This is a genomic window from Enterococcus sp. M190262 (assembly GCF_005843965.1).
Lineage (GTDB): Bacteria > Bacillota > Bacilli > Lactobacillales > Enterococcaceae > Enterococcus_D > Enterococcus_D gallinarum.
Genome location: NZ_CP040461.1, coordinates 2,071,037 through 2,083,517, shown reverse-complemented (window position 1 = coordinate 2,083,517; position 12,481 = coordinate 2,071,037). Strand labels below are relative to the sequence as shown.

Here is a 12,481-nt window from a genome sequence, read left to right as displayed (position 1 = left end):
GGTTTCATTTTACTACAGAATATCACACTTATAGACTTGCCCTTTATTCACTGGCTTTGGTGAAAAAACTCTCTGTACCAAAATGATTCACCTTCGTGTAAATGATTCACAAAATTAAATTTATCATATTCAAAGCAATTAGCCAACACTTGCTTCGTTACGTTTTTATTAAGTTCATTACTTTTCCTACGAAAGTTGGCTAAACCACAAGAAAAAGACTTCTCCAAGGATACTTCTTGGAAAAGTCTTTGTGGTCTCAGTTTTATTCTAGAAAATCTTTTAATTGTTTTGAGCGGGAAGGATGGCGTAATTTACGTAACGCTTTTGCTTCGATCTGACGAATCCGTTCTCTCGTTACACCAAAAACTTTTCCGACTTCTTCTAAAGTACGTGTCCGACCATCATCGATACCAAAACGCAATCGCAAAACATTTTCTTCACGATCGGTCAACGTATCTAGTACGTCTTCCAGTTGTTCTTTCAACAATTCGTAGGCTGCATGTTCGGCGGGACTTGTCGCATCTTGATCTTCGATAAAATCGCCTAGATGGGAATCATCCTCTTCACCGATCGGTGTTTCCAATGAAACTGGCTCTTGTGCGATTTTCAAGATTTCACGTACTTTTTCAGTTGGCAGATCCATTTCTGCTCCGATTTCTTCCGGTGTCGGTTCGCGACCTAGATCTTGCAGTAATTGCCGTTGGATTCGAATCAATTTATTGATTGTTTCCACCATATGGACTGGAATCCGAATCGTCCGTGCTTGGTCGGCAATAGCACGAGTGATTGCTTGACGAATCCACCAAGTGGCATAAGTCGAGAACTTGAATCCTTTGCGGTAATCGAATTTTTCAACAGCTTTCATCAAGCCCATGTTTCCTTCTTGGATCAAGTCCAAAAACTGCATCCCCCGACCAACGTAACGTTTCGCAATACTTACAACGAGACGTAAGTTGGCTTCAGCTAACCGTTGTTTCGCTTCTTGGTCGCCTTCTTCGATTTTTAAAGCAAGGGCTACTTCTTCTTCGGCAGTCAATAAGGGTACGCGTCCGATTTCTTTCAGATACATCCGTACCGGATCATTGATCTTGACACCCGTAGGAGCGGAAAGATCTTCTTGTGGTTGCGTTGCTTGCTGCTTTTCATTGCTCTTCAAACTATGAACGGAAGGCTCCCCATTCTCATCTACTACACTGATACCTGAGTCTTCCAGTTTTTGGATCAGCTTGTCCATTGCGTCTGCATCTAAAGAATAAGGGGTCGCTAAATGATTGGTTAGTTCGTCATAAACGACTTGTCCTTTTGGTTTGTTTTCTTTGATAAATTCGGCAACAGCTTTGTCATATGTTTTCTTTGTTTCTTCTGCCATGAAAGAAAGCCCCTTTCAGTTCGCTATTTAGCTTGTTTCAACCGTTTGGTCAAATCAATGATCGCAATTGCTAATTCCAACTCTAATTGCTGGTTTCCTTTTTGTCGTGCTTCTTGCTGCTGGATTCGTTTTTGATTGATTTCTTCAGCAATGCCCGACTTACGAAATACCTGCAGAAGGTCTTGGAATTCTTGTTCCGTCCCCTCTTCAGAAGCCTTGATATCAGCGATCTCGATCACTTGTTGTTTCATTTGTTCATCTTTCAAAAAATCCAAGAATTTTGCTAGGATAAATTGCTCTTCGGTTTCCATATACGCATCGTATAAAAAATAGATTTGTTGGTATTTATCATGAATAAACGCAACACCGGTACTTTTAAAACGAGGATTCAGCGTATTGTCATGGAACAGACGATATAACAGTAATTCCTCCGCCTTTTCTACCTGAGTTTTCCGTTGCTGTCGTGGTGGCGGTGGTGCTACACTCACTGCTTCACGAACTGGCGGTGAAGGCGTTGGGGTCGGCTGCGTCTGTTTTAACTGACGCAATTGCGTCTGTAGTGTTTCTCGACTAATATGAAATTCAGTTGAAAGTTGTGTCAAGTATCGGTCCTGTTCTAGCAAAGAATCTACATGCTGTAATTCTTGCAAGACCTCTTGGACATAATCGATCTGTTCTTTTTCATTGGCCAAATTGCGATTGGCACGATGAAAGTCCATTTTGAATGCAAACACCGTTTCTCTGCCATGCATGGCCAGTTTGAAAAAGGCCTCTGTACCATACTTTCGCACATAATCATCCGGGTCCAGACGTTCAGGGACTCGAACGACGGAGAGATTCACGCGGCTATGTTCTTGTAAAAGATCAATCCCGCGATTCGTTGCATTGATTCCTGCCTGGTCACCATCATAGCAAAGGATGACTTCTGTAGCGACACGTTCAATATTGGCAATCTGCTGGTTCGTCAAACTAGTTCCCATTGAAGCGATCCCGTTCTCAATTCCTGATTGCCACGCTGCGATTACATCCATAAAGCCTTCAAATAGAAAGACTTGGCCTTCTTTTCGGATTGATCGCCGGGCTTTATCAAAGTTGAAAAGTACTTCACGCTTATTGAAAAGCATTGTTTCCGGACTGTTCAAATACTTGGGCTGGTCTTTGCTATCATCCTGTTCCGTTTGAAACCAGCGTCCAGAAAAACCGATGGTCTTTCCTTGAGGGTTCCGAATCGGAAACATGATTCTTTGATAAAAACGGTCAGCAAGTTGCCCATCGTTCCTTTGTACAAAGAGACCTGTATCCGCAAAAAATGCCGCATTTGCTTTTTCATTCAAAAAAACTTTTTCCAAAAAGGCACGCTCGTTAGGCGCAAAACCAATCTGAAATTCGTCAATCAGTGCCATCGTCAATCCGCGTTCCAGCAAATAATCCAATGCGCCTTGCCCGGCAGCCGTATTGACTAACATGTGATGATAGACTTCAGCAGCTTTTTCATGCAACGCGATCAATTGATTTTGCTGAGAAGAGGTTGCATCAATTGCTTCGGTTTGCTTGTATTGCTCATCTAAAGGGATATCACTGATTTCTGCAACTTTCAAAACAGATTCTGGAAAACTTAATCCTTCTAACTCTTGCAAAAAACCAAAGACATTGCCTCCGCGGCCACAGCCAAAACAATGGTAGATCTGCTTGTCTTCTGCCACAGAAAAAGAAGGTGACTTTTCGTTGTGGAAGGGACATAATCCAAAATAGTTTTTCCCAGATTTCTTCAACTGGACGTACTGACCAACGATATCAACGATATTGCTTCGTTCTCGAATATCATCAATGACCGTTTGAGGTATTCGTGCCATCCACTCACCTCCATTCGGTAAGTATTCCCGTATTCATTAGGTAAAAAATCGCACCAATCAGAATCAGTGCGACGAATAATTAGACAGAATCACTCATATTGATTCTATCATATTTTATTGTTTTTTCAAGTCTTTTACCTGCTTGATTTCAGAGACTTTCAAGAAAACAAAATACTACCCATTTTTATCTTCCATTGATTGAATTTTACCACATCTGCATAAAATAAATTGCCACCATTGTGATACAAATAACCGCCATTATAAGTGATCGACTGCCACCCCCAGTAACGATAGGTTTGCTCATTATCATTTCCTAACAAAGGAGAAAGCACTTCTTTTGAATAGGACTCTGCCAGTTCTAGCGTATTTTCGCCACCATTCTTGGCTACATAATCAATATAGTCTGTCCCAAAATTATAGGCTTGAACGGCGGTCCACAGATCACAGTCCATGTCAGCAGATTTTTTGATCAGTTTAGCCAGATAAGCCACTCCCTGCTCGATACTGTCTTGGGCATTTTCAAATTGATTTTGTTTTCCGTAAGCACTCTCTGAGCTTTGCATCGGGTCGTTTCCTTCCCCTTTTGATTCAGTCAACATAATACTCATCGCTAATTCCTGATAGTCGCTGATGCCATATTTTTCTGTTTGCTCAGCGATTGTTTCTTCATAAGAATACACTTTCTTTAGAGCTGTATAATTTTTATAGCCTAAAAACAGCCCGCCGATAAGCAACAGGACTCCAGCTATTTTTGCTATAAAAATAAAAAATCGTCGCAGTTTTCTCATGGAAAAACATCCTATCTTTTTAGTGTCAGCTTCTATCCTACTATGAAACTTATTTGCTGACTAGGTTTGTTTTCCATCATCTAAAATCCTTAATAAAATCACAAAGAAATTTAGAAAAAGAAACAGTGACTGTCCTAAAAGGCTCTAGTCACTGCTTCATTTTTGTTGAAACACTGATTTATTTTTCGATTTCAGTAACGATACCGGAACCAACTGTGCGGCCACCTTCACGAATAGAGAACGTCGTTCCATTTTCAACGGCGATTGGATGAATCAATTCCACATCGATGGTCACGTTGTCACCTGGCATCACCATTTCTGTTCCTTCAGCCAATGTAATGTTCCCTGTCACATCCGTTGTACGGAAATAAAATTGTGGACGATAATTGTTGAAGAATGGTGTATGACGACCACCTTCTTCTTTCGTCAATACATAAACTTCTGCTTGGAATTTTGTATGTGGTGTGATCGAACCTGGTTTAGCCAATACTTGTCCGCGTTCGATTTCGTCACGAGTGATTCCTCTTAGCAAGACACCTACATTGTCGCCGGCTTCCCCAAAGTCCATCGTCTTGCGGAACATTTCGACGCCTGTCACTACAGCTTTTTGGGTTTCAGGTTTGATACCGACGATTTCTACTTCATCGCCTACCCGAACTGTTCCCCGATCGATCCGTCCGGAAGCAACTGTTCCTCGTCCAGTAATCGAAAAGACATCTTCAACTGGTAAGAGTAATGGTTTGTCTGTATCCCGCTCTGGTGTTGGGATATAGCTATCTACTGTATCCATTAATTCCATGATGGCAGCTTCTGCATCAGGGTCTCCTTCCAACGCTTTTAATGCCGAACCTTTGATAACAGGAATGTCATCACCTGGAAAATTATATTCAGATAGTAGTTCTCTTACTTCCATTTCCACTAAATCAATCAATTCTTCGTCATCGACTAAATCGATTTTGTTCAAGAAAACAATCAGATGTTTCACACCAACTTGTCTCGAAAGCAAGATATGTTCCCGAGTTTGAGGCATTGGACCATCTGTTGCGGATACAACTAAAATCGCACCATCCATTTGGGCAGCACCGGTAATCATATTTTTAACATAATCCGCGTGTCCTGGAGCATCAATGTGAGCATAGTGACGTTTTTCTGTTTCATATTCAACGTGAGCGGTATTGATCGTGATACCACGTTCCCGTTCTTCAGGAGCCGCATCAATACTTGCGTAATCTTGCGGATTAGCGAGTCCTTTTTTACCAAGAACTGTCGTAATGGCAGCAGTCAGTGTCGTTTTCCCATGATCCACGTGTCCAATTGTACCAATGTTTACATGTGGTTTACTACGATCATAATGTTGTTTTGCCATAATAATTTCCCTCCTAAATGAGATGTAGCGCCGTTGGATCGGCTCTACTATCAATTATAGACTTTTCCTTACAAAAGTAAAAAATTCTTTCTTACTTATTTTTTGTAAGTTTAAATCTATCTCTATTATAGGTCAAATTTAGTCAAAGTCAAGAATATTGTCTCCTTCATTGTTTGCCGTTTTTATTCAAAATTTCTAAGATTTGCTTTGATTTTGATAAAATAGTTGGACGGGTCTGCTTTTTTATAGAATAATAGATATGAGGTGAACAGGAATGAAAAAAATCATTGCGAGTTTGATCGTCTTTGGCGTTTTCTTAGGCGGCTGTTTCTTTGCCTACCGTTATTACTATGGCGGCACTGCTTACTACACCGAAATCACTACCAGCGGTACCCACTCAACATCAATTGCCAGTGATGGTGTGGCTCAAGATATTTATAAATATGAACAAGCGGCTTATAATGAATCAGGTGAAGAGAAGATCGTTAAAATGAATGAACACCGCTCCAAGCCCCTACGAGAAGGAGCTTATCTGAAACTATTAGTCAATCCCCGCAAAGGTGTCCTCAGTTGGGAAGAAGTCTCACAAGAAGATGTACCCAAACCCGCTTTGGATCAACTCAACAATAAATAAAAATAGCTGCCAGAGACTCCTTGAGAAGAGCCTGGCAGCTATTTTTATATGCGATTGATGACTTCTTCCACATTTTTGATGGTTACAGAAATCGTGCCATCGGGATTGTTGATGAATTCGATCAAATTCGGATCTCGATAGACATCCAATGGAACGATCAACTCGATACCATTGGAAAGTTTTAGCTTTTGTTTGCCATATTTTTTTTCTGAAATTTCTCTGACCTCTCGCAGCATAGGGGCTTGATCGATATACCCTTTTTCTGCTACTTCTTCTTGAAAGGCCATCTGAGCCGTAATATTATCTTTGAATACTTTTTGGGCAATCGAATCTACATGCAGCTGACCATTTTCTTCTATTGTATCGTAAACAGCCTCTTTGACATCGGCGATGACATCATAAGAAGGGGTCTCAAACTTTTGACCAATTTTTTCAGCTACCTTTTTGATGACTTTGACATTTTCTTCTAGAGAAGGCAGCGGTTCAGAATCAATCACTTTCGTGGAGAAATAGAAATATTTTTCTCCGGAGAAGGTATATTTTTTCTCTACTAATTCGTAAGTCAGCTGCTCGACATCGATCGTTATTCCTTCATCTGCTTTTTGGGTTTTGCCAGCTAAAAGTGCTCGATGCAAAATCAGATTATTGGCGATACCTGTTTCAGTACTGTCGATAAAGTGCGTGTAGCCATCTGTATAGTTAACCTTCAAAAATGCTAATTGCAGTTTGGTATCTAATTCATACAAAACAATGAAAGCATCCGCACTTGGTGCATCTTCACTTTGTTGGTAAACTTCATACCAGCGTCGCAGGATTGCTTCACTGCTTTCTACAAATGCTTCCGGCGCTTGTTTGATGAATCTAGCCATCTCAGAGTCCTCCAGCAAGCGGCCGGTCTTTGTCTGAGGTGTCGCTAATTTTTGAATTTTTTTCGTTAAATAATCTCGGATGTATTCCGTTGTCAGATCCAATTCCACTTGCGAGTATACGGGATCACCCGTTTGTCGATCCACAATGTGCATGATCGCACGCTTTAAATAGATATCCATATTCTCTCTCCTTATCCATTTCTCAAGTGTACAAAAAAACTGGTTCAAAACACAAGTTTTTTTACATCTTTTTTGTGCATTATTTTGATCAGAAGTATCTTCCATTGGAAAAAAATCCCTTCTCTGCTAAACTAAAAACAAAGAAATGGAGGAATGAAAATGAACAGTTATACTTTATCGAACAATGTATCGATTCCTGAACTTGGCTTTGGCACTTGGCAAACACCAAATGGTGACGTTGCTGTTTCTGCTGTCAAAAAAGCATTGGAAGTTGGTTACCGTCATATCGATACCGCGCAAGGTTACAAAAATGAAGACAGTGTTGGACAAGCAATTAAAGAAAGTGGCATTCCTAGAGAAGAAATCTTTTTGACAACAAAATTATGGAATGAAAATCACTCTTACGACTTGGTCCTTTCTTCCTTTGAAGAATCGTTGAAGAAATTACAAACCGACTATATCGATCTTTTCTTGATTCATTGGCCAAATCCAGTGAAATTCCGTGACAATTGGCAGTCAGCAAATGCAGAAACATGGCGCGCGATGGAAGAGCTTTATCAAGCTGGTAAGATCAAAGCCATCGGCGTCAGCAATTTCTTGCCTCATCATTTCGAAGAACTGAAAAAAACAGCCACTATTTTCCCAATGGTCAACCAGATTTTCTTAGCGCCTGGTGAATTACAAAAAGAAGTAGTGTCTTATTGCCAAGAGCACAATGTCTTATTGGAAGCTTACAGTCCTTTAGGCACAGGAAAGATCTTTGACGTTCCTGAAATGCAGGAACTCTCTGACAAGTACGGCAAAACGATTGCTCAAATCGCGATTCGCTGGTCTTTACAACATGATTTCTTGCCGCTGCCTAAATCTGTTACACCAAGTCGTATCGAGGAAAACTTAGCAGTCTTTGATTTTGAGCTTTCTGATGAAGATATGCAGCGAATCGACCAACTAGATGGAGTCGTTGGGAAAGCAACTAATCCGGATACAACAGGATTCTAATGAGGGAAAACCCGATGGATTCTACACGTTTGGATCAACTGCCCACTGCCGTCAAGCGAGCCTTGCATCCTGATTTTGTATTTCTGATTTTTCCCGACTACGTTCAACATTTTCCCGCACGTCAATGGGATCAGTCAGACTATCAGCAAATGCTTGCTGAAAAAGCGAAGATGCCGCTAAGCTTTTTTCTATGGGAAAATTGCTTGGTCGCCTATGGTAAAAATGATTCGTTTATTTTGATGCCTAAATATCAGCAAATCGACGCTTTGAGCACTATGCGATGAACCTGGTATATCTTTAGAAGTAAGTTGTTGCCCTCAGAAACAGTCAAAGTCATCCCCTACTCATTGGGTATGATCTTGGCTGTTTCTTTTATTTCATTTAAAGAAAAGCCATTTTTTCTGATAATCAAAAGAAATTCCTCATTTTTTCATGAAAACCCCTGTTCATTTTCGTCATTATTCCTTATAATCGAGATTGATTGAGAGGAGAAGAATATGAAAAAGAAACAATTAGCCAAGTTAAAACAACAATTTCGGCCATCTTATGAAATGGCACGTCAACAATTATTTTCAGCGATCCAACACAAGACAGCTGCAAATTTTGGACTAGAGACCACCGTTTATATCAACCCTAAAAACCGTGAGGAAATGTTGATTGAACTGCAAACGGCAACGACCAAAGAACAAAAAATCACAGTTCCTTTAGACGAGAATTTCAAAATCGTTGTGAAACGAATCCAAAAACAAGAAAAAGGTCTATTAGATCGTTTTAGTGATAATCTAGTGGAAGAAATCGCCGCTTATTGGTTACCAGCAACATCAGCTGTCAATCAACCAGAAGCCTCTGCTACCGAACCAGTCTCAGAATCTCAGACGGAAGCAGCGGAAACAACGGCTGGTTTTGCCGCTTTTGAAGAAAAAATGACTGCATTTCCTAAATTCTCTGTTGAAAGAAATGCCGAGAAGGTGCAGATTTTTGAAGATACAGCGAAAGAAAAACGCCTATTGGCAACTATATCAGCGACTGAAGTTGGCGAATTCACTGTTGAACCTGCCTTAGCTCGTAAGTACAAACTGAAGCTGGATGTGATTCCATTGATCGAAGAGTATGCGAATACCCCACTAACTGAACGTTAAGCTAAAGAGACGATGATAGAAAAAAACGAACAGCTCAACTGTTGGGGTCTGGCTGTTTCATTTGTTGGAATCCTTCTATCATCGTCTCTTTCTTTTAAAGACGTCTTTGCCCATTACCAAAAAGCCATCTGCTAAAGGGTATTGATCAAATTCCCTAGGACTAAACAACTCTACTCTGTATCAAGGAGGACCATGATGAACGATTCTAAATATCTCCTAAAACATACAGTTCCTGAAGTAGCTGAATACCTAACTCTACGAAAAGCCTGCGGTCTTTCTCTTCGTGGAACAGCTGCGAGTAAGATTGGTTTAAGCAATAGTCTTTTTGCAGTGACTGTTCGAAGAACCAACGATCAAACCTTAGTCGGCATGGGCCGATTGATTGGTGACGGAGGTACTGCCTATCAAATCCTAGACATCGCTGTCCTTCCTGAAGATCAAGGCAATGGATTGGCAAAATCAATCATGAGCGCCATAATGAACCATATACATAATGAAGTAGATCCCCAAGCTTACGTGAACCTGATTGCTGATTGTCCAGCTGAAAATCTTTATCAGCAGTTTGGTTTTGTGGAGACAGCCCCCAAAAGTATTGGGATGTACTTAAAAAGATGAGCTTTAGCAGCTTCTAGAAACACTCATCAATTTGTCTATGACAAAAAAACTTGTTTCAACAGTAGCATTTGCTACCGTTGAAACAAGTTTTTTATTGTTCCCGAATTTCTCCTAAAAACCGTAACGCTTGTTGTTGATTCATTGGAGGATTTTGCCGTAGTTTTTCAGCTACTTGCTCGATTTCCGCTTTCTCCGCTCCAACAGCGATCGCTAGTGAACGAGCTTGCATACTCATATGTCCCTTCTGAATCCCTTCTGAGACAAGCGCCCGCAAAGCTGCCAAGTTTTGGACAAGTCCCACACTTGCAGCTAGCGCAGCTAACTCTTGAGAAGAGTGAACATCACTGATTTCCAATGCTGCTTGTGCTTTTGGTAGGACCTTTGTGGCACCACCAACAGTAGCGATAGCTAACGGCAACGTGATTTCCCCTACTAATCGCTCTGATTCGATGGTCCAATTAGTCAGTCCTTGATAGCTGCCAGTACGTGCTGCATAGCCGTGGCAGGCAGCAGAAACTGCCCGGGTATCATTTCCAGTGGCCAGCATCACTGCCTCCACCCCATTCATGATGCCTTTATTATGAGTGACTGCTCGATAAGGATCCGTTTTGGCAAACAAAGAAGCTTGAACAATTTTTTGTGCAACCGTGGCGCCACCTCTTTTGCTCAAAGCGGAAAACGGTACTTCACAAACAGCCGTGACTAATGACTCAGTAGCAAGATTGCTTAAAATACTAAATAAGATTTCTTCATTAGGAAACCATTCTCTGAAAAGTGCGGCAACGCCTTCTAAGATCGCATTGATGATATTGGCTCCCATCGCATCCTTGACATCCACGAAAAGATCCACCGATAAAAACGTCGACTGATCAGCAGATTCCTGCTGAGAATCTGCTGGAAAGTGCCGCAGAGCGATGCGCCGCAATCCTCCTTCTCGTTTGACGATCGAAGGATAGCTTTGTTCTGCCCGTTCAAAAATCAAAGCTTGGTTTTCCGCAATCCGTTGCTCGATCTCATTTGGATTCTTTGCAGAAAAAACAATCTGTCCCCGCAACAATCGTTCTTTGCTTTGCGTATGGATCTCACCAGCCATTTTGGCTCCATTACTCATTGCTGCAATCACAGAAGGTTCTTCTGTAGCCATTGGTACGACATATGCTTTGCCGTCCACCTTCAGATTCATGCCTACACCCATTGGCAGCTCGATCTCACTGATTTGGTTCTCAATCAAATGGTTCGCCGTGTCTTCCGCTAACATCATTTGTGACAGTTGTTGTTTTGTTTCACTAGAAATTTTTTGTTGATTCTCAAGCTCTTGTAACCGCTCAGCGGGGGACAACTCATAAAATTTCTTGTCCGTCGGCTTTGCTTTTTCAATTGTTGGCCGCTCCAACAGCATAGCCAGCCCTAACCCGCCACCAACACATAAAGAAGCAATCCCATAACGGGCTTGGATCTCTTGCATTTGGTAGACCAAAGAAGTTGCTAAGCGGGCTCCTGTAGCACCAATCGCATGTCCAAGAGAAATTCCGCCACCATAGCGATTGACTTTTGCTGGATCCAATCCCAATTCAGACTCCACCACGATCGAAGATGCAGCAAATGCTTCGTTGATCTCAAACACACCGATGTCTTCTAATGAAACTTTTTGATTTTGAAGAAGTGTTTGAATTGCCTTGATAGGCGAGATCCCCATGATTTCAGGATCGATCCCTACTTCAACGATCTCTTTGATCGTCGCTAAATACGGAATATCATTTGTTTCACAGTAGGTTTTTGATGCTAACAACACCAATGCTGCACCATCATTGATCGTAGAAGCATTTCCAGCAGTTACGGTACCGTCAGTTTTAAAAACTGGTTTTAAAGAAGCCAGTTTTTCCATTGTGGTCTGACTGCGGATCCCTTCATCTGCGGTGATCGTTTCTGTTTCGCCAGCCAGCGGAACGATCTCTTTCGCAAATTTATTCTCTGCTTGCGCTTTAGCAGCTTTCATTTGTGACTGATAGGCAAACTGGTCCTGAGCCTCTCGTGAGATGTCATAGCGTTGCGCCACATTTTCAGCTGTCAAGCCCATTGGCTTACTACTAAAAGCATCTGTTAAGCCATCTAATGTCATACTTGAGACTGGGACACTGTAAGTATCTTCTGCTTTATTGTAATGACTGAGGGACGGAGCATTCGTCATGCTTTCGATCCCCCCTGCTAAAACAACTTGCGCTTTGCCCAACTGGATTTGCTCCATTCCCATTAAAATGGCTTTCAATCCAGAACCACAAACTTCATTGATCGTTGATGCCGGGATGTCCACTGAGAGACCACTTTGTAGGGCCACTTGTCGGGCAGGGTTTTGGCCATTGCCTGCTTGTAGGACATTGCCGATGATCACTTGCGCGATTTCTTCCTTGATCTTTTGATTTCGTTCAAACATATCTTTCGCTACAGCAGTACCTAATGCAACTGCTGAAAATTTCTTTAATGACCCATGGTATTTACCGATGGGGGTTCTTCGTGCATCGATAATAACAACTTCTTCCACCATGCCACCTCCAACAGAAATATATCATTATTTCCACAAAAAAAGAATACCCCACGAGTTTGCATTCTGTTCCAATCAGCCATTCTTAAATAAAGTTTAAATTCTAATAGAATTTTTTTCATTTTTAAAC

The 12,481-nt window shown here is 41.4% G+C and carries 11 protein-coding genes; 5 read left to right on the top strand and 6 right to left on the bottom strand.

Going from position 1 to position 12,481, the window contains the following annotated elements:
- Window positions 1–262: 262 nt before the first annotated feature.
- The 4 genes from rpoD to tuf form a co-directional block, all read right to left on the bottom strand.
- The gene (rpoD, locus tag FE005_RS09735; RefSeq protein ID WP_003126797.1) at window positions 263–1,369 is read right to left on the bottom strand and encodes an RNA polymerase sigma factor RpoD; all 1,107 of its coding nucleotides are present in this window, start codon (window positions 1,367–1,369) and stop codon (window positions 263–265) included.
- Window positions 1,370–1,392: 23 nt separating this feature from the next.
- Window positions 1,393–3,222 (bottom strand): DNA primase, encoded by a 1,830-nt coding sequence (dnaG, locus tag FE005_RS09730; RefSeq protein WP_003126796.1) that lies wholly within the window; start codon window positions 3,220–3,222, stop codon window positions 1,393–1,395.
- Window positions 3,223–3,380: 158 nt separating this feature from the next.
- Entirely contained in the window at window positions 3,381–4,010 is a 630-nt protein-coding gene (locus FE005_RS09725) for a lysozyme family protein (RefSeq protein ID WP_103299860.1), read from the bottom strand.
- Window positions 4,011–4,188: 178 nt separating this feature from the next.
- Complete coding sequence (tuf, locus tag FE005_RS09720) at window positions 4,189–5,376, bottom strand: elongation factor Tu (RefSeq protein WP_138371710.1); 1,188 nt, start codon at window positions 5,374–5,376, stop codon at window positions 4,189–4,191.
- A 274-nt stretch (window positions 5,377–5,650) separates the two neighbouring features.
- On the opposite strand from tuf, the gene FE005_RS09715 reads away from it, so the two are divergent.
- Window positions 5,651–6,010 carry a YxeA family protein gene (locus tag FE005_RS09715; protein WP_003126793.1) on the top strand — a complete coding sequence of 120 codons (360 nt, stop codon included), beginning with the start codon at window positions 5,651–5,653 and terminating at the stop codon, window positions 6,008–6,010.
- Between the two features lie 44 nt (window positions 6,011–6,054).
- Here FE005_RS09715 and FE005_RS09710 read toward each other — a convergent pair whose 3' ends face one another.
- The gene (locus FE005_RS09710) at window positions 6,055–7,059 is read right to left on the bottom strand and encodes a nucleoid-associated protein (RefSeq protein ID WP_081131791.1); all 1,005 of its coding nucleotides are present in this window, start codon (window positions 7,057–7,059) and stop codon (window positions 6,055–6,057) included.
- Between the two features lie 159 nt (window positions 7,060–7,218).
- Between FE005_RS09710 and FE005_RS09705 the strand changes: the two genes are divergently transcribed.
- The 4 genes from FE005_RS09705 to FE005_RS09690 all read left to right on the top strand — a co-directional run bounded on the left by FE005_RS09705 (window position 7,219) and on the right by FE005_RS09690 (window position 9,812).
- Window positions 7,219–8,058, top strand: a complete 840-nt coding sequence (locus tag FE005_RS09705; protein WP_021151263.1) for an aldo/keto reductase — start codon at window positions 7,219–7,221, stop codon at window positions 8,056–8,058.
- 14 nt (window positions 8,059–8,072) lie between these two features.
- On the top strand, window positions 8,073–8,342 hold the full coding sequence (locus FE005_RS09700) for a hypothetical protein (RefSeq protein WP_005472161.1): 270 nt from the start codon (window positions 8,073–8,075) through the stop codon (window positions 8,340–8,342).
- 213 nt (window positions 8,343–8,555) lie between these two features.
- Window positions 8,556–9,197: a hypothetical protein gene (locus FE005_RS09695; RefSeq protein WP_138371709.1), complete on the top strand. Its 642-nt coding sequence runs from the start codon at window positions 8,556–8,558 to the stop codon at window positions 9,195–9,197.
- A 195-nt stretch (window positions 9,198–9,392) separates the two neighbouring features.
- The gene (locus FE005_RS09690; RefSeq protein WP_171918024.1) at window positions 9,393–9,812 is read left to right on the top strand and encodes a GNAT family N-acetyltransferase; all 420 of its coding nucleotides are present in this window, start codon (window positions 9,393–9,395) and stop codon (window positions 9,810–9,812) included.
- A gap of 91 nt (window positions 9,813–9,903) precedes the next feature.
- On the opposite strand, the gene FE005_RS09685 is transcribed toward FE005_RS09690, so the two are convergent.
- Window positions 9,904–12,351, bottom strand: a complete 2,448-nt coding sequence (locus FE005_RS09685; protein ID WP_175413543.1) for a hydroxymethylglutaryl-CoA reductase, degradative — start codon at window positions 12,349–12,351, stop codon at window positions 9,904–9,906.
- Window positions 12,352–12,481: the final 130 nt, after the last annotated feature.